Consider the following 20,558-nt stretch of genomic DNA (forward strand, 5'->3'; position numbering starts at 1 on the left):
ACTGTTCATGCCATGCTGATCGGCCGCAATGACGAGATCCGCCGCATCGAGGATCTGATCGGGGCCGCACGCCAGGCTCACGGCGGGGCGCTGGTGGTGCGCGGTGAACCCGGTATCGGCAAGAGCGCGCTGCTCGACCGGGTCCGCCAGTCGGCGGCGGATTTCGCGGTGATCGAGGCGTCCGGCTCGCAGTTCGAGTCGGAGCTGCCGTTCGCCGTGCTGCACCAGGTCCTCGGGCACCAGGACGAGCTGCCCGAGCCGCTGCGGATCGCGTTCGGCATGGCGACCGGCACACCGGAGATGTTCGCGATCGGCCTGGCGGCCTTGGACGTGCTCGGCCGGTTGGCGCAGCGGCAACCGGTGTTGTGCCTCATCGACGACGGCCAGTGGCTGGACGACTCGTCGGCCAAGGTGCTCACGTTCCTGGCGAGGCGGATCGCCTCCGAGCCGATCGCGATGGTGTTCGCGGCCCGCGACGGACAGGACGAACCGCCGTCGCTGGACGGATTGCCCGGAGTCACGCTCGGTGCCTTGCCGGACGCGGACGCTCGCGCGCTGCTGCGAGCGTCCATGCTGGACGAGCAGGTGCGGGACCGGATCGTGGCCGAGGCGCGCGGCAACCCGCTGGCCTTGCTCGAACTGCCCAAGGCCGGTGGGTTCGCGATGCCGGACGCCTCGTCGACGGCCAGCCGGATCGAGCGCAGCTTCCAGGCCAGGCTGGCCGGGCTGCCCGGCGACGTGCGGTTGCTGCTCACGCTCGCCAGCGCGGACCCGACCGGTGACCCCGGTCTGGTCTGGGCCGCGGCGCGGCAGCTCGGGATCGACCCGTCCGCCGGTGGCGCCGCCGAGGCGTCCGAGCTGGTCGAGTTCGGTACGCGCGTGCGGTTCTGCCACCCGCTCGCGCGGTCGGCGGTGTACCGCGCCGCCGAGGCGGGCCAGCGGCACATCGCGCACGGCGCCCTGGCGGACGCGACCGACGCGCTGACCGATCCGGACCGGCGTGCGTGGCACCGGGCGCAGTCCGGCACCGGACCGGACGAAAGCGTGGCGAGCGAGCTGGAACGCTCCGCGGACCGGGCCAGGTCACGCGGCGGTGTCGCGGCCGCGGCGGCGTTCCTGGAACGCGCGGCGGCGTTGTCCGCCGACAGCGGCAAGCGCCTTGACCGGACGTTCGCGGCGGTGGAGGCCAAACTCGACGCGGGCGGGGCCGAGACCGCGGTGAACCTTCTGTCCACAGTAGAGCTCAACCCGCTCGACACGCGCGGCCAGGCCAAGGCGGACCTGTTGCGCGGCAAGATCGCGTTCACCCGGCACACCGACGACAGCGGGCCGGAGTTCATGATGCGCGCGGCGAAGCGGCTCGCGGACGTCGACCCGGTGTGGTCGCGGGAGTGTTTCCTCGACGCGGTGGAGATGGCCATGTTCGTCGGCCGGTCCAGCGGGATCCTGGACACCGTCCTGGAAACGGCACGCGACACGGTCCGGTCCGAACCGGGCACCGTCGATCTCCTCGACGCCTTGACGGCACTCGCGAGCGAGGGGCACAAGACCGCGGTCCCGTTGCTGCGCCAGGTTTTCGCGGACGAAAGAGCGGTGTGGACGCGCAGACCGGCGCTGGCGACCATGATCGCGGGCGAACTGTGGGACTACGACATGCACGCCGCGGTCGTCGGGTGGCTGATGAAGACCGGCCGGACCTCGGGCTCGCCGATGGTGCTGCGGCTCGGCCTCGCCCAGACCGCGGTCTCCGCGACGCTGCGCGGCGAGCTGCCGCGTGCGATCGACGCGATCGCCGAGGAGGAGGCGATCGCCGACGCGATGGGCGTGCCGCCGATGGTGTACGCCCGTATCCACCTCGTGGCGATGCGCGGCAGGCGCAAGGAAGCCGCCGAGCTGTTCGGGGCCACGTCGGCGGTGGCGACAGCGCTGGGGATCGGCCAGCTGGCGGCCAACGTGGACTGGGCGACAGCCGTGGTGCACAACGGCCTCGCCGAATACCCGACGGCCATGGAGGCGGCGCGCAAGGCCACCGCGGCCGGTGACCTGTACGTCGCCGGGATCAGCCAGCCCGAGCTGATCGAAGCGGCCGTGCGGTGCGGTGAGAACGACATCGCCGCGGCCGAACTGGAGTCGCTGACCGAGCGGACACAGGCCAGCGGCTCGCCGCGCGGCCTGGGTGTCGCGTCGTACGCCCGCGCCCTCGTGACCGGCGACGAGGACGACTACCGCGCCGCGATCGACTACCTCGGCACGGGCACCGCGGCCCCTGCCCTCGCCAGGGCGCATCTGCTGTACGGCGAGTGGCTGCGCAGGCAGAACCGCCGGACCGACGCCCGCGAACACCTGCGCGCGGCGCACGAACAGCTGTCCGCCATCGGCATGGAGGCGTTCGCCAGCCGCGCCGCCGACGAACTGCGTGCCACCGGCGAGCAGGCGCGCAGCCGGACGTCGCCGACCTACGACCAGCTCACGATGCAGGAGCAGCACATCGCCCGGCTGGTGGCGACCGGCGCGACCTCCAAGGAGGTCGCCGCCCGGTTGTTCCTCAGCCCCCGCACGATCGACGCCCACCTGCGCAACATCTTCCGCAAGCTCGGGATCAGCTCCCGCAGGCAACTGCGGGACCTGCCCGACATCAGCTGACCGGCGGCAGTTCCCGCACGCCCAGCTGCTGGGCGAACCAGATGCTGTCCGCGCTGAGCCAGTACTCCGCGATCATGCCGTCGGCCACGCGCAGGATGTCGATGCCGTGGAAGCCGACGGGCCGCCCTTCGTGGGTTCCCGTGGCGTACCAGCGCAAGGTGATGTGCGGCTCGTCGACCAGCGGTCCGATCTGGACGGTGAACGCCAGGTCCTGGACCATGGCGTGGCTGGCGCTGATCCAGCCGCTGAGGCCCAGCCGGCCCGTCGAGTCGGCGGCCGGGCCGCCTGCCAGCGGCGCGGTGTGCGACGTGAAGTCCTCGTGCACCGCGATGTCGATCAGCGAGAGGTCGCCGTTCCAGATGTCGACCCACATCCGGGCGAGCTCGTGGAAGTCGTCGACGGACACGGTCAGCTCACCTCCGCTTCGCTCGGGCGGGGCGCGGCGGAGCCGCTGTACTCGCCGAGACCGGCGACCAGCTTGCGGATGTCGGGCATGCTGTCGTAGCGCAGCTTGTGCAGTTCGGCGATCTTCGCGCCGATCTGCGGGTCCGGCTCGTCGGTGATGTCGAAGGACACGAACTTGTCCACGAGCGGCAACCCGATCCGGTCGGTGTTCAGGTGCGCCGGGTGGACGAGGTACTCCCAGTACCCGTCGAGGTCCTCGATCACGTACGTGGCGCCCCACTCGTACTCGCCGCCGTAGTCACGGCCGACGACGAACGACTTCACCGACGGGATGACCCGGCCCTGGTTGCGCAGGCTCTCCAGCGCGGCGTCGACCTGCTCCGGCGCGGCGTCCGGCCGGAGCGTGAAACGGTTTCCGTGGAAGATCATGCTCAGAGGTTCGCAGCGGACACCGGGTGCTCGCGTCGGCGATACCTACTTAACCGGGCCCGCGGTCAGCTCGCCGATCCGCCCGTGGCCAGGCGCATCATGTCCGAGTCCAGGTCGATGGAGATCTCCGTGCCGCCCGCGCTGCCGAACTCGTGCTGGTACGACTGCCACGACTCGTCCCTGATCTGCTGGGCGAACCCGCTGGCCATCAGCAGCACCAGCTCCAGCGCGGCGCGGTCGATCCGCTTGGGCAGCGCGGGGTCGTTCCAGTCCTCGGTGGAGGCGAACAACGACGTCGGCACGGTGGTCGTGCGCAGGTAGGCGAACAACCCGCGCAGCTGGTCGTCGACGACCAGCGCGTGCCGTGCCGTCCCCGCGGTCGCGGCCAGCACGACCGGCTTGGCGATCAGCAGGTCGTTGTCCAGTACCTGGAAGAACGACGTCAGCAGGCCGCTGGCGCCCGCCTTGTAGACCGGTGTGCTGACCACGATGCCGTCGGCCTCGCCCAGCGCGGCGACCGCCTTGGCCAGTCTCGGGCCGGTCAGCTGCGACACCAGGGCCGTGGTGACCTCGGTGGCCAGTTCACGCAGGTCGATCACCTTGAGCGTGACGCTGTGGCCGCGTTCGCCCGCCAGCGCGCCGGCGCGCTGGGCGACGCGGTCGGCCAGCAGCCGGGTGGACGACGGGTCGCTGGTCCCTGCCGAGACGACGACCAGCTTGAACGTGCTCATGATTCCTCCGCCTGTCCTGCCAGTTTCCGGCAGATGGCTGCCAGCTGGCCCAGTTCCTCGGCACTGACCCGTGCGGTGACCGCGCGAGCGACGTGCCTGGCGTGCGGACGCCCGATGTCCTGCTGGACCTTGCGCCCGGCGTCGGTGAGCGCCAGGCGCACCCCGCGGCCGTCCTCCGGCGCGGTCGTCCGCTCGACCAGGCCGCGTTCCACGAGCCGGTCCACCATCCGCGACAACGCGGGCTGGCTGAGCAGCAGGTGCTTGTGCAGTTCACCGATCCGCAGCGGCCCAGGGCATTTCGACAGGGTGTACAGCACGTCGTACTCGCGCATCGACGCTTCCCGCCACACGTCCTCGGCCGCGAATTCCCGCATCAGCACCGCGTGGGCGGACATCAGTGCCTCCCACGCGGCGTTGGCCGTACTGCTGGTGTTCATAGTCTTCAGAGTGCCGGGTAGCCGGCTTCGAGTTCCGGGTCGGTGTCCTGGTACGGCGAGGCACCAGTGACGTTGTCGCCCCGGTTGGCGTTCGGGCGCGGCTGGCGCGGCGCGTTGTCGCCGTACTTGGCCTTCACCAGGCTCGCGTGCGTCGGCGCGTCCCCCACCTCGGGGTCACGCTTGGCCTCGAGTTCCTTGCGCAGCACCGGAACGACCTCCTCGCCGAGCAGGTCGAGCTGGTCGAGCACGGTCTTGAGCGGGAGACCCGCGTGGTCGAGCAGGAACAGCTGCCGCTGGTAGTCGCCGAAGTACTCGCGGAACGTCAGCGTCTTGTCGATGACTTCCTGCGGGCTGCCCACCGACAACGGCGTCATCTCCATGAAGTCCTCCATGGCCGGGCCGTTGCCGTAGACCGGGGCCGCGTTGAAGTACGGCCGGAACTCCTTCTTGGCGTCCTGCGAGTTCCTGGCCAGGTAGACGTGCCCGCCGAGGCCGACGATCGCCTGCTTGGCGGTGCCGTGGCCGTAGTGGGCGTAGCGCTGCCGGTAGAACTCGATCAACCGGATGTAGTGCTCCTTGGGCCAGAAGATGTTGTTGGCGAAGTACCCGTTGCCGTAGAACGCGGCCTGCTCGGCGATCTCCGGCGTGCGGATCGAGCCGTGCCACACGAACGGCGGCACGTCGTCGAGCGGGCGCGGCACGGACGTGAAGCCCTGCAACGGCGTGCGGAACTTGCCTTCCCAGTCGACGACGTCCTCGCGCCACAACCGGTGCAGCAGGTTGTAGTTCTCCAGCGCCAACGGCAGCCCGTGCCGGATGTCCTGGCCGAACCACGGGTAGACCGGCGCGGTGTTGCCGCGGCCGAGCATCAGGTCCATCCGGCCCTTGGACAGGTGCTGCAGCATCGCGTACTCCTCCGCGACGCGCACCGGGTCGTTGGTGGTGATCAACGTGGTGGACGTGGTCACGATCAGCCGCTCGGTCAGCGCGGCGATGTGCGACAGCAGCGTGGTCGGCGAGGACGAGAAGAACGGCGGGTTGTGGTGCTCGCCGATGGCGAACACGTCGAGACCGGCTTCCTCGGTCTTCCTGGCGATCCGCACGATCGCGTCGATCCGCTCGGCCTCGCTCGGGGTCTCGCCGGACACCGGGTCGCGCGTGATGTCGCTGACCGAGAACACTCCGAACTGCATGGCTCCTCCTTGCGCGTCCTCGCCGTCCGGCAGGGCCGTCGGGCGAAGTATATGCATTTGCATGCAGTTGAACCACGCCGCGCCCCGGTTGATTCCCGGCGCCGGTCACCGTGATCCACGCCTCAGACATGGCCGTGCCCCGGCGGGGCACCACCCGCCGGGGCACAGCGCAACCGCTTACTTGCCCGCGGCGTCCAGGTCGTTCAGCGCCGCGGCGAGCCGGAAGTACTTGTTGGTGCCGAGGTCACGGACGGTCTTGATGCCGAAGGCGGCGGCCAGTTTCTCCGCGTCTCCTTCGCTGACGCCCGCCAGCGCGGCGACCGGCGAGTCCAGCACCTCGGCCACGGTCTTGTCCTCGTAGGCCTTGTCCAGTTGCTTCGCCAGATCAGCGGAAACAGCCACAGTCGTGCTCCTTCACAGATGGGGACCGGTTTGCCGAAGAACCCTAGCGCCACCAGGTGAACAGCGAACCTCCAGTCGCAACCACTAACCTCTGGTGATGGGTTGGATCACCTTGCGGCAGTTCGCCTGGACCGAACGGCCCGGGTTCGCCGACCCGCATCCCGAGGTGGACGGTGTGCACCGGGTCGCGGCGGACCGGAAGCTGCCGGTCGACCTGAGCTACGCCGTCGGCGTGAACGCCCTCGCGGCGCCCGCGAGCGGGGTGGTCCGGTACGAGACGCGACAGCATGAGCTGCGGTTGATGCTGTGCTACCTGGACAACGACCCCGGTTACCCGATCCGGCTGCGTGACGACGTGTTCCGCGCCAGCGCCGCGCACATCCGCCGGTTCGTCAGCGAGTCCATCGGCATCGGCATGCTCACCGCCGCGATACAGGCGGCGTACCAGTGGCGGGCGTCGTCCGGGAGCGTCGCTGAACTGGGCACGTTGCCGACCGCGCTGGCCGGTCACCTCAGTGCCACCAAGACGCGCCCGGATCTGCTGTTCGACATGCCCGGCCTGACCCTCGCCGGGGAGGCGCGGGGACGGTCCGAGGCGCCGCCGACGCGCGTGACCACGCAGCAACGCGAGCGGCTCAACAGCCTGCTGCCGTGGTCGCATCACCATGGCACGCACCCGGTGGCCACGACTTGGGCGTACGCCACCGGTCTCGGCACGACGGTCGACCTGTTCACCCGGTCCGGGCGGTTGCCGGGGATGACCGGGCCGATCGGCCAGCCGCTGCCGTCACCCGCCGCGACCCAGACCGACCTGTTCGACCAGGACCAGCTCGACTCCCCCGGCAAGCCAGCCGAGGCACCGCCCGCGGCCACCCGCCGGGGTTCCAGCCGGGATTTCGACCGCGGCTCACCGCGTGAGCTGACCACGAGGATCAGCCAGCGGGTCGACGACATCGCCGACCAGCTGTACGTGACCGCGCCCGATCCGTCGATCAAGATCGGCGACGAGCCCGTGCGCGGCGACTGGGCGCCGCTCGACCTGCTCGGTGCGCCTTCCGGGTCTTTCCTGCTCGGCATTCTGGAACGGCCGCTGCCGCAGGAAGCGGCGACGCGGCTCAACACGCGGCTGCGTCCGGCTCACCGGTCGGACGGCACTGGTCTGTCGGCGCACGTGTCCGGACGGCTGATCGTCGCGATCAGCAACGTGGGCGGCAAGCCCTGGGACCTCGTGGCGGGCTAGAAGATCGCACTGTGGGCTCGACCGCGTCGCAGCTGGGTGGGCGGGTAGCTAGGAGGCTGTCATGGCCTGCCTCGGCGGCTTGGCCGACAGCCAGATCTGGGCGGTGACCTGGACGACGATCACGACGCCGAGCACGACCCACGCGGCGACGCCCGGCTCCATCGACTGATTCGGGTACTCGTACGCCGACGGCGCCCCGTAGGGATCTCTCCCGCCCAGCAACAGATCCACCCCACCCGCGACGGTGGAGTAGAACATGACCGCCCCGAGTGCGAACCCGCCGGGACCGAAGACGATCCGGGCGAAGACCACCGCCGCTCTCCCGGCCGGTGCCACCGCTCTGCCGATCCGCACCGCACCGCCGATGCCGTAGGTCATCGCCAGGAAGAACGCGGCGACCGCGGAGATGACGACGAAGATCCCGAACTCGGGGTCGCCGCCCAGCGCGACGAGCGCGTCCCGCAAGGACGACCAGACCTCTTCCGGACTCCAGTCGCGGGCGCTCAACCCGACCACCCCGAGCCCGAACAGCGCGGTCAGGAGCACCAGCCCGGTTGTCCTCCGCCACGCCAGCGGCCGGCTCGGGCGCACGTCCTGCACCCGTGCGGTGGGGCTGCGTGGTTCGCGCGGCTTCATCACCGTGGTGCTCGTGGTCCGCGGGGCCGGCGGGGCCGCGAACCTGATGCCGTGGTCGGCGGCCAGCTGCCCGATGCGGCGGGCCAGTTCGGCCTTCATCGCCCCGGCCGCCCGGGTCAGCAGTTCCGCGCGGTCCGCGCTGATCGGCAGCTCGGACGTGGCGACCTGACCGGTGAGCATCGCCAGCGCCTGGCGCACGGTGGGACGGCGTGCCGGGTCCTTGGCCAGCAGGCGGGTGATCACGGCCGCGAGCCTCGGCGGGGCGAGCTCCGGCGGGCCGACCTCGTCGACGAGCACGGCGCCGAGGGTGGCGATCTGGTCGTCCCGCCGGAACGGCGACGTGCCCTCGATCGCGTGGTACAGGGTCGCGCCGAGGGAGAACAGGTCACCCGCGGCGGTGTTGTCGTTGCCGCGCAGCCGCTCCGGTGCGACGTACTCCAGCGCGCCGACGAACACGCCTGTCGCGGTCAGTGCCGTGTCGGCCACCTGGACCGCGATGCCGAAGTCGGCCAGCAGGACCTCACCGGTCCTGGCCACCATCACGTTGCCCGGCTTGACGTCCCGGTGCACGATGCCGATCCGGTGCGCGGCTTCCAGCGCCTCCAGCAGCGCGATCGCGATCTTGGTGACGGTGTCCGCGGGCAGCGGGCCGCCCGAGGCGATCATCTCGTCGATCGAGTGGCCGTCGACCAGCCGCATCACGATCCACGGGCTGTCGTCGTGGATGACCACGTCGTGCACCGCGACGATGTTGGGGTGGTCGCGCAGCGCGGCGGCGTTGCGGGCCTCGCGGGCGGCCCGGGTCGTTCTTTCCGCCTGTTCGGCCGGGGACGAGGCGCGCGGCAGCCGTAACTCCTTGACCGCGACGTAGACGTTCAGCGTCTCGTCGTGCGCCTTCCAGACCCGCCCGAATCCCCCGGCGCCCAGTTCCGAAATCAGCCGGTATCGGTTACCGACGAGATGCCCCGCTGCCACAGCGTCACAGCGTACGCAGATCGGCGGGCGTCATGGCGGATTCAGCGCGGAACGCAGGCCCAGTTCCAGTTCCGCGGCCACCTCGTCCAGCGGGCGCATGTCACGCCGGGCGCGGCACATGATGACCGCGCCTTCGGTGGCCGCGATCGCGGTGGTGGCCATGGTCGTGGCTCTGCTCTCGGGCACGCCCGCGCTGGTGAGCAGCTCGGCCAGCGCCGTGCGCCACTGGTCGAACGCGGCCACGACCGCTTCCATCAGCTGGGGCGCGTCCTCGTGCTCCTCGATCCCGACCGCGACCACGGGGCAGCCGGCGTGGTAGTTCTCGGCTTCGACGATCTGGCGCCACGCGCCGATGAACGCGCGCAGCGCGCCGACCGGGTCGCCGGGGTGGGCGGCGGCGACGGCCACGATCACGTCGCGCACGAACGTGCCGAACTCGCCGATCGCCTCCACGCCCAGCTGGGCCTTGCCGCCGGGGAAGTGGTGGTAGATCGAGCCGCGCGGGGCGCCGCTGTGCTTGACGACCTCGCGGAAGCCCATCCCGCTGTAGCCGCGCTCACGCAGCAGCCGCACGGCGCTGTGGATCATCCGTGCCCTGCTGTCCGCCGCCACCGCGAAGTCCTCCACCCGGGGGATGCACCTTGCTATGTCACTCGTCATATTACAACATGAGACCTCTATTACGAGTGTCATAGTCGATCATGGAGCAAGGGAGCGCCATGTCCCCGAGCACACCCGTAGGCATCGCGGCCCCGTTGACGCTGCCGTGCGGCACGGTTCTGCCGAACCGGCTGGTCAAGGCGGCGTTGAGCGAGCAGTTGGGCACCAGGACGCACGCGCCGAGCGACGAGCTGTACAGGCTGTACGGCCGCTGGGCGCACTCCGGCGCGGGCCTGCTGGTCACCGGCAACGTCATGGTGGACCGCACCGCGATCGCCGAGCCGCACAACGTCGCCGTCGTCGACGACAGGGACCTCGGCAGGCTCAGCGAGTGGTCGGACGTGGCACGAGCGGGCGGCGCCCAGGTCTGGGCGCAGATCAACCACCCGGGCAGGCAGGTGCCCAGGCACATCGCCCGGCGCCCGGTCGCGCCGTCCGCCGTGCCGATGCGCGGTGTCGGCGGGGCGTTCGCCAAGCCGCGTGAGCTGCGGGCTGCCGAGATCGAGGACCTGGTCGGCAAGTTCGCCACGACCGCCGGGATCATGATGCGGGCCGGTTTCACCGGGGTCCAGATCCACGGCGCGCACGGCTACCTGATCAGCCAGTTCCTTTCGCCGCGGACCAACCTGCGCACCGACCGCTGGGGCGGCACGCCGGAGAACCGGCGGCGGTTCCTGCTGGCGGTCGTGACCGCGGTCCGTGCCGAGATCGGGGCGCGGACTCCCTTGTCGGTCAAGCTCAACTCGGCCGACTTCCAGCGCGGCGGTTTCACCGAGGACGAGTCGCTCGACGTCATCGCGGCGCTCGGCGAACCCGGGCTCGACCTGCTGGAGATCTCCGGCGGCACATACGAGACACCGGCGGTGGTGCTCGGCAACCCGGAGAAGAGGAAAGCCAGCACCCGCGCCCGTGAGGCGTACTTCCTCGAATTCGCCGAGAAAGCACGCGCGGTGGCGACGATGCCGCTGATGCTCACCGGTGGTTTCCGCACCCTCGCCGGGATGAACGAGGCACTGGACGGCGGCGCGATCGACCTGGTCGGACTCGGCCGCCCGATGGTGATGGAACCGTTGCTGCCCAGCCAGTTGCTCTCCGGCCGGGGCGAGGCGAGCGCGATCAGCCCGAAACGGACCGGGATCAGGCAGCTGGACGGCATGGCCGAGACGGTGTGGTACACCGACCAGATGTGGCGGCTCGGCCGGGGCCACGAACCGAAACCCGGACGGCACCCGGTACGCGGCATCGTCAACTACGCGCTGGCAGGCGGAATCCACTCGATCACCCGGCAGCGCGGCGACGCCGCACCACGCCCCGACTTCGTTGCCCGCGGGGCGTCCACCCGAACAGGCTGAGAGCTCAGGGAGGAAACGATGTCCGAGCGAACGCCGCCCCCGGCGACGGCACCCGTCCGCGAGCACCCCGGCCGGTTCAGAGCCAGCCGGTTCAAGGCCAACCTGTGGCGCAAAGCCATTCCGCACCTGTTCGGTGCCCACCGCGACGACAAACCGTTGCCACGACCGGCGATCTTCCCGCCACGCGGCCGCGGCTGGGGCATCTCGCACTACAACGTGGTGATCCCGGAACTGCCCGCGCCGCACCTGTTCCTCGGCTGCACGACCATGCAGGGCGCCTCCGGCTTCCAGTGCCACGACAACGACTTCGCCGTCCGCGACAGTCCACGTAAGACAGCCACACTGGCACTGGGCACGGCGGCGAGCACACACGAGTCGTTCACCACGTACTCGATCCCGCTCGAATGCGAGCTGGCGCCGGACGGCAGCGTGCTGCGCTGGGGCGCCGATCTGCTGATCACCGGGCTGTACCCGGAATTCCGGCTGCACAGCAGGCGCCCCGGTTTCGCGCTGGACCTGGACATCGTGGCGACCGGCGAGCACAGCAACTACGCGCGCAGCTATTTGTACACCCACCTGGGGATGCTGGCGCGGTACACCGGGATGATCACGCAGGACGGCGAGATCACGCCGATCGCCGGCTTGTGCAGCCTCGAATACGCGACGGGCAGGACGCCGCACGTGCTGCGGGACCGGCCGTTGCCGTTGAAACTCCCGATCGACTTCTTCACGTGGCACGTCATCAACCTCGACGCGGACACCCAGCTGCAGTTCGTGCAGATGTCGGCCCAGGGCGGTTACGAAGTGGTGTCCTCGGCGTGGCTGCGTGAGGCGGGCAAAGGCTCGACCCGGTACGGCGGCGTCGATTTCAAGGTGCTGACGTACCAGGCGGATCCGCAGGTCGCGCCGGACGGAAGGGAAACGTACCTGCCGGAGACGTTCCAGGCCCTGATCCCCGGCGCCCACGGCAGACAGCTGTTCGAGCTGACCGCGACCCTGGACACGCAGGTGCATTACGGCCTCGGCCGCGGATACCTCGGCGGCTACCACTACCAGGGCACCCGATCGGGTAAACCGATCGCTGGGCGTGGCTATATCGAGTTCATCGAGGCGAGTGCGACCCAATCGGAGCGATACCGCTACGTAGGTCTTTGATCACGGTCGGCGACATCTGATTCCGGGCGGCGTGGGAGCGTTTCCGGCACCGCCCGGAATTTGATGTTTGAATCGGAACGCGACGGGTATCTTTTCGCGTCTTCGATTCCGCCGGGGAGGGCCGTGAACTTCTGGGATTTCGTCCATGACCGCTGGAGCAGGCTGCTCAGCGAGTCATTGCTGCACGTCAGCGCGGTGGTCCAGTGCACGGTTCTGGCCGCGGTGATCGGCGTCGGCGTCGGCATCGCGGTGTACCGCAGCCCGATCGGCTCCGCCGTCGCCACCGCACTGACAAGCGCCATCCTCACCATTCCGTCGTTCGCCCTGCTGGGCCTGCTGATCCCGATCCTCGGGCTCGGCGCGCCGCCGACGGTCGCCGCGCTGGTCCTCTATGGACTGCTCCCGATCGTGCGCAACACCATCGTCGGCCTCGCCGGTGTGGACGGTGCGATCACCGACGCGGCGCGGGGTATCGGGATGAACCGGGTCGGCGTGCTGACCCGCGTCGAACTGCGGCTGGCGTGGCCCGCGATCCTCGCCGGGATGCGCGTGTCCACGCAGATGCTGATGGGTATCGCCGCGATCGCCGCGTACGCCAGGGGTCCGGGCCTCGGGGTGGAGATCTTCGCCGGGCTCGTCCGGGCGGGCAGCGCCAACGCCACCAACCAGGCGATCGCGGGCACCGTGGGCATCGTGCTGCTCGCGCTGGTACTCGACGGCATCTTCGTGCTGATCGGCCGTTACACGACATCGAGGGGCATCCGTGGCCAGTGAGATCCAGTTGACCGAGGTGACCAAGCGCTACGGCCGCCGTGCACCCGCTGTCGACAACTTCAGCATGACCATTCCCGCTGGCGAGATCGTCGTGTTCGTCGGGCCGTCCGGGTGCGGCAAGACCACCACCATGCGGATGATCAACCGGCTGATCGAGCCGACGTCCGGCACGATCACCATCGGCGGCGAGGACACGTCCACTCTGGACCCCGACAAGCTGCGGCGCACCATCGGGTACGCCATCCAGCAGGCCGGGCTGTTCCCGCACATGACCGTGGCGCAGAACATCGGGGTCGTGCCCGGCCTGCTCGGCTGGGACCGCAAGAAGATCACCGCCCGCGTCGAGGAGATGCTCGACACCGTCGGCCTCGACCCGGCGGAGTTCCACGACCGGTTCCCGCGCCAGCTCTCCGGTGGTCAGCAGCAGCGCGTCGGCGTGGCCCGCGCGCTCGCCGCGGACCCGCCCGTGCTGCTGATGGACGAGCCGTTCGGCGCGGTCGACCCGATCACGAGGGGCAACCTCCAGGACGAGCTGATGCGGCTGCAGGGCGAGCTGCGCAAGACGATCGTGTTCGTCACGCACGACTTCGACGAGGCGGTCAAGCTCGGCGACCGGATCGCCGTGCTCGGTGAGCAGTCCAGGATCCTGCAGTACGACACGCCCGAGGCGATCCTGGCCAGCCCGGCCGACGACACGGTCGCCGGGTTCGTCGGCGCGGGCGCCTCGCTCAAACAGCTGACGCTGCGGCGGGTCCGTGACGTCGAACTGGTGCAGCCGGACGTCATAGTGTCCACTCAGGACGATCCACAGGAGATCAAGCGGCGGCTGACCGATGCGGGCAGGAGCTACGGGCTGGTGCTCGACGCGCGGCGCCGACCGGTGGCCTGGGTGCACGTGCGGGAACCCAAGGTGCGCCGTCCCATCCGGGACATGGTGGCGGCCGAGTCGACGCTGCAGGACGCGCTGGAGGCCATCCTCACCGAGGGCGGCAACGCGGTCGTGACCGGTGCCCGCGGCGAGTTCGCCGGCCTGGTCGAGATCGACACCGTGATGGCAGTGATCCGTGAACTGCGGGAGGCCGTATGACCAGCGTCGCGGTCGAAACGAAACAGACGGAGACCAAACGGGCGTCGGGCGTGCGCATGTTCGCGCAGCCGATCGTGGTGGTCGTGCTCGTCGTCGCCGTGCTCGTCTGGGCCTTCTCGCAGAACCTCGACGCGATCGAGAAGCAGAGCATCAACGCTCCCGTGCTGCTCGACGCGGTGTGGGACCACCTCGTGATCAGTGTCGTGGTGACGGCGCTGGTGCTGATCATCGCGGTACCGCTGGGAATCGTGCTGACCAGGCGGTGGGCCAGGCGCGCCGCGCCGGTGTTCCTGGCGATCGCCACGATCGGGCAGGCCTCACCGGCGATCGGCATCCTCGTGCTGTTCTTCCTGGTGTCCGGCTGGGAAGGGCTGTGGGCCGCGGCGCTGCCGATCACCTTCTACACACTTCTTCCCGTGCTGCGCAACACGATGGTCGGCCTGCAGCAGATCGACCCGGCGCTGGTCGACGCGGGCAGGGGGATCGGGATGTCCGCGTTCTCCGTGCTGCGCCGCATCGAGATCCCACTGGCCGTGCCGCTGATCCTCGCGGGACTGCGGACAGCTCTCGTGCACGCGGTCGGTGTGGCCACGCTCGCCGTGTTCGTCAACGGCGGCGGGCTCGGACTGCTGATCGACACCGGGTACAAGCTCTCACGCGTCACCGTGCTGATCACCGGCTCGGTGCTGGCCGTGGCGCTGGCCCTGCTGGTGGACTGGCTCGGCACGGTCGCCGAGCAGTACCTCGGACCGAAGGGGATCCGGTGAGGACGCGGACACGTCTGGCGGCGTTGCTGACGGCGTTGACGACGAGTGCCGGACTGCTGACCGGGTGCGGGCTCGAAACGACCTACGCCCTGCCGTTCGAGGTCGGCCCCGGCTCGGTCAGGCCGGTCCCCGAGCTGTCCGGTGTGGACATCGCGGTCGGCTCGAAGGACTTCACCGAGAACATCATCCTCGGCTACATCACCGAGGTGGTGCTGACCGCCGCGGGCGCGGAGATCCGCGACATGACCAACATCCAGGGCTCCAACAGCTCCCGGCAGGCGCTGCTGAGCGGTGACATCGACGTGTCGTGGGACTACACCGGGACGGGCTGGATCTCCTACCTGGGGCACACCGACCCGATCCCGGAGGAGAACGCGCAGTACGAAGCCGTCCGGGACGCCGATCTGGCCAAGAACGGCCTGGTCTGGCTGCCGTACTCGAAGGTGAACAACACCTACGCCTTCGCGGTCACCGCCGATTTCGCTCGTACCAACAACCTCAAGACCACGAGCGACATGGTCGAGCTGATCGGGAAGGACCCGGCGAAGGGCGTTTTCTGCCTGGAGACCGAATTCGTCAGCCGCAGCGACGGCTTTCCCGGTGTGGCGAAGGCTTACGGGTTCGACTCGCGGTCGGTCCAGGTGAAGATCTTCGGCACCGGCACGATCTACACGGCCACCTCAAGCGGCAACTGCAACTTCGGCGAGGTGTTCACCACCGACGGCCGGATCCTGGCGCTGAACCTCGTGGTGCTCGAGGACGACAAGAAGTTCTTCCCGCAGTACAACGCGGCACCGGTGGTGCGCAAGGACTTCGACGAAGCCCACCCGCAGGTGGCGAAGGTGCTGGCGCCGGTGGTGGCCAAGCTGGACAACGACACCATGCGCAAGCTCAACGCCGAGGTCGACGTCGACGGCAAGGACCCGGCCGTGGTGGCCCGCGACTGGCTGGCCCGTGAGGGGTTCGTCGCGGCGGGGTGAGGCCGGCGGTTACCGGCCGGGAGATCGGGAACCCGGTGGGCGAGGACGAACGAGAGGAACCACCGGTGTCTTCGGAACACGACGCGCCGGCTCCGCGGGAGGACGTCTCCGAGGAGCTCGACGAGGACCGCCTGCAAGCCGACCCGCTGGAAGCCGGGATGGACCCGCCTGAGCACTGGTCCGGCGCGGACAAGTACGGCATGACACCGTACGAGCAGTCCCACCCCCGGCCCTTCGGCGAACGGCTCGACGAGGAGGAACCGGAGTCGTCCGGCGAGAGCCGGACTCCGCTGGACGAGGAGATCGAACAGGAGGCCGCCGGGCGCGGGCAGAGCGCCGACCAGGCCGGTGGGCCGATGGCCGCGCAGGAGCGGACACCCGACCCGGCGGAGTGATCTGAAGCCGGAGGCGAACACCCTGTCAACGGTACGGTTGGCGGGGTGCGACCTCTGCTCGAAGTCCAAGGGCTCACCCGCCGGTTCCACCACGTCACCGTGCTCGACGCCGTGTCGTTCGATCTCCACAGTGGACGGGCCGCGGCGCTGGTCGGCCCGAACGGGTCCGGCAAGACCACCTTGCTGCGCTGCGTCGTCGGCGCGGACATCGCCGACGACGGCGAAGTCCGCTTCGACGGTGACCGGCTGGTGGAAAGCGACCCGCGGGTGCGCGCCGCGCTGGCGTGCGCGTTGGACGACGCCGACTTCTTCCCCGAACTGTCCGTGGTCGAGCACCTGGAACTGCTGGCCCGTGCGCACGGCGTGAGCGAGCCCGGTGACGTGGTGGCCGAGGTGCTGTCCGACCTGGATCTCGTCGCGCAGCAGGACCAGTTGCCGATCACCTTGTCCAGCGGTCAGCGCAGGCGGTTCACGCTGGGCGCGTGCCTGGTGCGGCCGCGCAAGCTGCTCGTGCTCGACGAGCCGGAACAGCGGCTGGACGTGGCGGGCCGGGCGTGGCTGGCGGAGAAGCTGCGGGACGAGAAGGCCGAGGGTTGCGCGATCCTGCTGGCCTCGCACGACCAGCAACTGGTCGACGCGGTCGCGGACACCCGGATCGAGCTGGGCTGATGACGACGGTCACGGTCCGCGGCATCAGGGCGGAGATCCGGGCGGCCCGGCTGCGGTCACGCCCGGCGCAGGCCCGCAGGGAACGCAACGACACCATGTACCTGGTCATCCTCGGCTTCCTGATCTACGGCGGTATCCTCGTGCAGGCCGTGCGGCGGATGATCGACGCGCCGCCGATCGGCCCGGCGCCGCCCAACCTGCCGGTCGCGCAGTGGCTGTTCGTCGGCTGCGCGGTACTCGGGCTCGGTCTGCTGGTGCGCGCGTTGCTGGTGTTCGGCCCGGTGGTGGCCAGTGGGCCGTTCCAGTTCTGGCTGCTGTCAACGCCGCTGAACAGGAGATCGTTGCTCGGCCGCCGGTTCTGGTGGCTCGCCGCGATCGGCGCGGTCGCGGGTGGCCTGCCCGGTCTGGCGGCCTCCGCGCTGCTCAAGGCCGACCTGACGGGCAAACTGCTGAGCACGGCGGTCTGCGCCGGGATGGCGGCCGGTGTGGTCGCGGTGTGCGTTCTGCTGCAACAGAAGGCGCGCAGCGGCCAGCGTCTGTCCACTGTGCTGGTCGTGGTGGGCGCGCTGGTGGCTGCCGCGGCTGTGTTCGTCACTCCCCCGGTCCTCGACCTCCCGCTGCTGACAGCTGGTGCCGCCGTGCCGCCGATCGTCGGGATCGTACTGGCGTACCGCGCGCTCGGCACGCTGGACCGGGCCGCGTTGGCCGGTGGCGCGGAGATCCTCGCGGCCAGCAGGGTCGCGGTGAACTGGATGGACGTCTCCCTGTTCGCCGGGATGGTGTCGGCACGCAAGTGGCGGTCGATCGGCAAGGTGTCCAGCCGGGCCCTGCGCGGAGTCCGCCACCGGGCGATGGTGTACGCCGACATCCGCAGGATTTCCCGTAACAGGACCGCGTTCTCGGTGTGGCTGGGTCTGTTGCTGACGCCGTACGCGGCGCAACGGCTGCTGCCGGAGACGTTCGTGCCGACCGTGCAACTGGTGGCGTGCGCGATCGCGGTCAGTCCGTTCGCCGCCGGGCTGCGGCACATCTGCCGTTCGGCCGCGATGCGCCGGTCTCTCGGCGGCAGTGACGCCGGGCTGCGCCTGGCCCATCTCGTGGCGCCGGCCGTGATGGCTCTGCTGTGGACAGCTGCGACGAGTCCCGCTTCCGGGTTCGCGCTCGCCTCAGCGGTCGTGCCGATCGGTGCGGTGGCGTTCGTGTACCGGCGTGCTTCTCAGCCGTCGTTCGACTACTCCGGTGGTGCCGTGGACACGCCGTTCGGCTTGTTCCAGCCGAACACGGTCCGCCAGCTGCTGCGCGGCCCGTTGCTGCTGCTGTTCGCGGCCGCGGTCCAGCTGTACCTGTGAGGCGTCAGGCCTTGCCTTCCACCTGCTGCTGGATGTGGTCCAGCGTGGCGTCCATCGCCTGCTCGATCTCGTCGCCGGCGGTGTGCTCGGTGTGCAGCTCGATGTCCACAACGGTCCGGTCCTGGTCCGCTGTGACGTCGAGGGCACCGGCGTAGGGACTGGATTCCGAGCCCCACTGGATCCGCCGCGCTGTGCGGTCCACCCGGAACCACGCCTTGCCGCGTTCCTTCTCGCCGTCCACCTCGGCCTCGACAGCCACTTTGTCGTCGCCCAGCGGCTTGGCGTGTGTCATCTGGTCGAAGTACTTCGGCAGGTTGTGCACGTCAGCGAGGTATTCGAACACACGGTCCTCACCGGCGAGCAGCGTCCGTGTGCGGTGATAGGCAGTCATGGGTTTTGGTGTACCCACAACTGCGGCGCTTACACGGGAAGCCGTTGGACACGTCGTCACGGGGCTTGCTAACGTGCCGGGCGTGTCCACCCCTGAGGCTGACAGAAGCTAGCCACCGGTAGTCCGGTGGCGTACCGGACCACCGCATCCACGGGTTTCCGCCTGGGCACCTCTCTTCGCCAGGCGAACTTTCCGCGCCCTTCTCGTGGCGCGCTCTCATCGATCCGCGATGCTGCTGTGGAGCTGTTCATGCCTTTCGCTGTCTACGTCCTCGGGCTGGCCGTGTTCGCCCAGGGGACCTCCGAGTTCATGCTGTCCGGCCTTGTCCACGACATCGTCGCTGACCTGCGCGTTTCCATCCCCGCTGTGGGGTCGCTGACGTCCGCGTTCGCCGTGGGGATGGTCGTCGGCGCGCCGCTGGTGGCGATGCTGAGCCTGCGGTGGCCCCGGCGCGGGGCGTTGCTGGCCTTCCTGACCGCGTTTCTCGTGGTGCACGTGGTCGGTGCCGTCACCACGAGCTTCGAGGTCCTGTTCGTGACAAGGGTGATCGCCGCACTGGCCAACGCGGGTTTCCTGGCGGTCGGGCTCGCGACCGCCGCCGGTCTCGCCGGACCACACGGCAAAGGGCGGGCCACGTCGGTGTTGCTGAGCGGGATCACGCTGGCCTGCATCGCGGGCGTCCCGCTCGGAGCTGTCCTGAGTGGATTCTGGGGGTGGCGGTCGGCGTTCTGGGCCGTGGCGGCGGTTTCCCTGCCCGCGCTGCTCGCGATCCTGCGTGCTGTGCCCGCGGCACCGGTGAACCCGGCCGCTCCCAGCGCCCGTCACGAACTGCGCTCGCTGCGCACGCCCCGCCTGGTCGTCACGCTTGTGTTGGGGGCGTTGGTGAACGGCGCGACCTTCTGCACGTTCACCTATCTCGCTCCGGTGATCACAGGCGCGACCGGGCTCGGCGCCGGTTGGGTGCCCGCTGTGCTGGCGTTGTTCGGTATCGGTTCGTTCGTCGGCGTCACAGTAGGTGGCATGCTGTCGGACACCCGCCCCGTGCCGCTGCTGGTCGTCGGCACGTCGGCGTTGTTGGTGGGATGGCTCGCGTTCGTGTTCCTCGCGGCCAATCCCGTTGCGACACTGGCGCTTGTTTTCGTACAGGGAACGTTGTCGTTCGGCGTGGGGTCCACTTTGATCACCCAGGTGCTCTACGCGGCGACGGACGCGCCGACGCTGGCGGGCGGATTCGCCACGGCAGCGTTCAACGTCGGTGCCGCTGCGGGCCCTGCGCTCGGCGGCGTGGCGTTCGCCATGGGGCTGGGCGGGGACCGCGCGCCGCTGGTGGTCAGCGCGGTCCTCGTCGCCGCCGCGCTGATGATCGGCGCGACGGCGTACGCGTTCAGCCGGACAACGGAAGCGCGGCGAACACCTCGTCTTGGTTGACGGTCATCGCAGCGCCCAGGCCGTCGAGCAGGCTGCGTGCGCTGTGGTTGTCCGCTGTTGTCGACGCGACGAATCGGGCGGCACCGCCTTGCTTCGCCGCGTCGAGCAACAGCTGCATGACACGCTTGCCGACGCCTTGGCCACGGCGGGTCCGGCCGAGCCAGATCCCGGCTTCGACGTCGTCGCCGTGCCGCTCCAGCCGGGCCGCGCCCGCCGCGGCACCGTCGACGTCGATCACCCAGGTCCGTTCGACGGCGGTCGCCGGGTCGAGTGTGCGGTGGCGGTGGAACGCGAGGAACGCGTCCCGCCGCCGGTCCGTCCAGCCGTCCGGGCCGTCGACCGGGGGCATGACTTCCAACGGATCGGCGTCCGCGACAGCCGCCACCAGCAGCCGGACCAGGCTTTCCTCGTCAAGCGGGGTCAAGGTCACGTCAGGCACCCGGGGAGTAAACCGCAGTCC

Annotated in this window: 22 protein-coding genes; 12 read left to right on the top strand and 10 right to left on the bottom strand. The window is 69.8% G+C overall.

Going from position 1 to position 20,558, the window contains the following annotated elements; translation table 11 throughout:
* The first annotated feature begins 12 nt into the window (after window positions 1-12).
* Window positions 13-2,643, top strand: a complete 2,631-nt coding sequence (locus tag AOZ06_RS37725) for an ATP-binding protein (RefSeq protein ID WP_054293747.1) — start codon at window positions 13-15, stop codon at window positions 2,641-2,643.
* Here the strand turns inward: AOZ06_RS37725 and AOZ06_RS37730 are convergent.
* The 6 genes from AOZ06_RS37730 to AOZ06_RS37755 form a co-directional block, all read right to left on the bottom strand.
* Window positions 2,636-3,049: an ester cyclase gene (locus tag AOZ06_RS37730; protein ID WP_054293748.1), complete on the bottom strand. Its 414-nt coding sequence runs from the start codon at window positions 3,047-3,049 to the stop codon at window positions 2,636-2,638. The two genes, AOZ06_RS37725 and AOZ06_RS37730, sit on opposite strands and share 8 nt — an antisense overlap.
* A gap of 2 nt (window positions 3,050-3,051) precedes the next feature.
* Entirely contained in the window at window positions 3,052-3,477 is a 426-nt protein-coding gene (locus tag AOZ06_RS37735) for a Dabb family protein (protein WP_054293749.1), read from the bottom strand.
* A gap of 65 nt (window positions 3,478-3,542) precedes the next feature.
* A complete protein-coding gene (locus tag AOZ06_RS37740) occupies window positions 3,543-4,208 on the bottom strand; it encodes a CE1759 family FMN reductase (protein WP_054293750.1) in 666 nt (221 codons plus the stop codon).
* Entirely contained in the window at window positions 4,205-4,645 is a 441-nt protein-coding gene (locus AOZ06_RS37745; RefSeq protein WP_054293751.1) for a MarR family winged helix-turn-helix transcriptional regulator, read from the bottom strand. The genes AOZ06_RS37740 and AOZ06_RS37745 overlap by 4 nt, the downstream gene beginning before the upstream one ends.
* A gap of 5 nt (window positions 4,646-4,650) precedes the next feature.
* Window positions 4,651-5,838, bottom strand: a complete 1,188-nt coding sequence (locus AOZ06_RS37750) for an LLM class flavin-dependent oxidoreductase (RefSeq protein ID WP_054293752.1) — start codon at window positions 5,836-5,838, stop codon at window positions 4,651-4,653.
* Between the two features lie 177 nt (window positions 5,839-6,015).
* Window positions 6,016-6,240 carry a hypothetical protein gene (locus AOZ06_RS37755; protein WP_054293753.1) on the bottom strand — a complete coding sequence of 75 codons (225 nt, stop codon included), beginning with the start codon at window positions 6,238-6,240 and terminating at the stop codon, window positions 6,016-6,018.
* 97 nt (window positions 6,241-6,337) lie between these two features.
* Between AOZ06_RS37755 and AOZ06_RS37760 the strand changes: the two genes are divergently transcribed.
* Entirely contained in the window at window positions 6,338-7,480 is a 1,143-nt protein-coding gene (locus AOZ06_RS37760; protein WP_157233468.1) for a hypothetical protein, read from the top strand.
* Window positions 7,481-7,528: 48 nt separating this feature from the next.
* Here the strand turns inward: AOZ06_RS37760 and AOZ06_RS37765 are convergent, their stop codons facing one another.
* Together AOZ06_RS37765 and AOZ06_RS37770 are read right to left on the bottom strand one after the other, a co-directional pair.
* Window positions 7,529-9,091, bottom strand: coding sequence for a serine/threonine-protein kinase (locus AOZ06_RS37765; protein ID WP_054293755.1), 1,563 nt, complete (start codon window positions 9,089-9,091; stop codon window positions 7,529-7,531).
* Window positions 9,092-9,121: 30 nt separating this feature from the next.
* Complete coding sequence (locus AOZ06_RS37770; protein ID WP_218921847.1) at window positions 9,122-9,718, bottom strand: TetR/AcrR family transcriptional regulator; 597 nt, start codon at window positions 9,716-9,718, stop codon at window positions 9,122-9,124.
* Window positions 9,719-9,810: 92 nt separating this feature from the next.
* Between AOZ06_RS37770 and AOZ06_RS37775 the strand changes: the two genes are divergently transcribed.
* The 9 genes from AOZ06_RS37775 (at window position 9,811) to AOZ06_RS37815 (ending at window position 18,279) form a co-directional block, all read left to right on the top strand.
* Window positions 9,811-11,103 (top strand): NADH:flavin oxidoreductase/NADH oxidase family protein, encoded by a 1,293-nt coding sequence (locus AOZ06_RS37775; RefSeq protein ID WP_054293756.1) that lies wholly within the window; start codon window positions 9,811-9,813, stop codon window positions 11,101-11,103.
* Window positions 11,104-11,121: 18 nt separating this feature from the next.
* Entirely contained in the window at window positions 11,122-12,258 is a 1,137-nt protein-coding gene (locus tag AOZ06_RS37780) for a DUF6670 family protein (protein WP_054293757.1), read from the top strand.
* A gap of 123 nt (window positions 12,259-12,381) precedes the next feature.
* Entirely contained in the window at window positions 12,382-13,032 is a 651-nt protein-coding gene (locus tag AOZ06_RS37785) for an ABC transporter permease (protein WP_054293758.1), read from the top strand.
* Window positions 13,022-14,119 carry an ABC transporter ATP-binding protein gene (locus tag AOZ06_RS37790; protein WP_054293759.1) on the top strand — a complete coding sequence of 366 codons (1,098 nt, stop codon included), beginning with the start codon at window positions 13,022-13,024 and terminating at the stop codon, window positions 14,117-14,119. Before AOZ06_RS37785 ends, AOZ06_RS37790 begins: the two co-directional genes overlap by 11 nt.
* Window positions 14,116-14,886, top strand: a complete 771-nt coding sequence (locus AOZ06_RS37795) for an ABC transporter permease (protein WP_054293760.1) — start codon at window positions 14,116-14,118, stop codon at window positions 14,884-14,886. The genes AOZ06_RS37790 and AOZ06_RS37795 overlap by 4 nt, the downstream gene beginning before the upstream one ends.
* Window positions 14,883-15,866 (top strand): glycine betaine ABC transporter substrate-binding protein, encoded by a 984-nt coding sequence (locus tag AOZ06_RS37800; RefSeq protein WP_054293761.1) that lies wholly within the window; start codon window positions 14,883-14,885, stop codon window positions 15,864-15,866. The genes AOZ06_RS37795 and AOZ06_RS37800 overlap by 4 nt, the downstream gene beginning before the upstream one ends.
* Window positions 15,867-15,931: 65 nt before the next feature.
* Window positions 15,932-16,261: a hypothetical protein gene (locus AOZ06_RS37805; RefSeq protein WP_157233469.1), complete on the top strand. Its 330-nt coding sequence runs from the start codon at window positions 15,932-15,934 to the stop codon at window positions 16,259-16,261.
* Window positions 16,262-16,306: 45 nt separating this feature from the next.
* Window positions 16,307-16,930, top strand: coding sequence for an ABC transporter ATP-binding protein (locus tag AOZ06_RS37810; RefSeq protein ID WP_157233470.1), 624 nt, complete (start codon window positions 16,307-16,309; stop codon window positions 16,928-16,930).
* Window positions 16,930-18,279, top strand: coding sequence for a DUF6297 family protein (locus AOZ06_RS37815; protein WP_054293763.1), 1,350 nt, complete (start codon window positions 16,930-16,932; stop codon window positions 18,277-18,279). Before AOZ06_RS37810 ends, AOZ06_RS37815 begins: the two co-directional genes overlap by 1 nt.
* A gap of 4 nt (window positions 18,280-18,283) precedes the next feature.
* Here the strand turns inward: AOZ06_RS37815 and AOZ06_RS37820 are convergent, their stop codons facing one another.
* The gene (locus tag AOZ06_RS37820; RefSeq protein WP_054293764.1) at window positions 18,284-18,670 is read right to left on the bottom strand and encodes an SRPBCC family protein; all 387 of its coding nucleotides are present in this window, start codon (window positions 18,668-18,670) and stop codon (window positions 18,284-18,286) included.
* 249 nt (window positions 18,671-18,919) lie between these two features.
* Between AOZ06_RS37820 and AOZ06_RS37825 the strand changes: the two genes are divergently transcribed.
* Window positions 18,920-20,098 carry a Cmx/CmrA family chloramphenicol efflux MFS transporter gene (locus AOZ06_RS37825; protein WP_054297217.1) on the top strand — a complete coding sequence of 393 codons (1,179 nt, stop codon included), beginning with the start codon at window positions 18,920-18,922 and terminating at the stop codon, window positions 20,096-20,098.
* Here AOZ06_RS37825 and AOZ06_RS37830 read toward each other — a convergent pair.
* The gene (locus AOZ06_RS37830; RefSeq protein WP_236951873.1) at window positions 20,055-20,537 is read right to left on the bottom strand and encodes a GNAT family N-acetyltransferase; all 483 of its coding nucleotides are present in this window, start codon (window positions 20,535-20,537) and stop codon (window positions 20,055-20,057) included. The genes AOZ06_RS37825 and AOZ06_RS37830 overlap by 44 nt on opposite strands.
* Between the last annotated feature and the right edge of the window lie 21 nt (window positions 20,538-20,558).

It is taken from the genome of Kibdelosporangium phytohabitans (assembly GCF_001302585.1).
Lineage (GTDB): Bacteria > Actinomycetota > Actinomycetes > Mycobacteriales > Pseudonocardiaceae > Kibdelosporangium > Kibdelosporangium phytohabitans.

Coding starts and splice junctions, on each gene's coding strand:
- AOZ06_RS37725 (WP_054293747.1), top strand. CDS start 13: ATGCTGATCGGCCGCAATGACGAGATCCGCCGCATCGAGGATCTGATC.
- AOZ06_RS37735 (WP_054293749.1), bottom strand. CDS start 3,477: ATGATCTTCCACGGAAACCGTTTCACGCTCCGGCCGGACGCCGCGCCG.
- AOZ06_RS37740 (WP_054293750.1), bottom strand. CDS start 4,208: ATGAGCACGTTCAAGCTGGTCGTCGTCTCGGCAGGGACCAGCGACCCG.
- AOZ06_RS37745 (WP_054293751.1), bottom strand. CDS start 4,645: ATGAACACCAGCAGTACGGCCAACGCCGCGTGGGAGGCACTGATGTCC.
- AOZ06_RS37750 (WP_054293752.1), bottom strand. CDS start 5,838: ATGCAGTTCGGAGTGTTCTCGGTCAGCGACATCACGCGCGACCCGGTG.
- AOZ06_RS37760 (WP_157233468.1), top strand. CDS start 6,338: ATGGGTTGGATCACCTTGCGGCAGTTCGCCTGGACCGAACGGCCCGGG.
- AOZ06_RS37775 (WP_054293756.1), top strand. CDS start 9,811: ATGTCCCCGAGCACACCCGTAGGCATCGCGGCCCCGTTGACGCTGCCG.
- AOZ06_RS37780 (WP_054293757.1), top strand. CDS start 11,122: ATGTCCGAGCGAACGCCGCCCCCGGCGACGGCACCCGTCCGCGAGCAC.
- AOZ06_RS37795 (WP_054293760.1), top strand. CDS start 14,116: ATGACCAGCGTCGCGGTCGAAACGAAACAGACGGAGACCAAACGGGCG.
- AOZ06_RS37815 (WP_054293763.1), top strand. CDS start 16,930: ATGACGACGGTCACGGTCCGCGGCATCAGGGCGGAGATCCGGGCGGCC.
- AOZ06_RS37820 (WP_054293764.1), bottom strand. CDS start 18,670: ATGACTGCCTATCACCGCACACGGACGCTGCTCGCCGGTGAGGACCGT.
- AOZ06_RS37825 (WP_054297217.1), top strand. CDS start 18,920: ATGCCTTTCGCTGTCTACGTCCTCGGGCTGGCCGTGTTCGCCCAGGGG.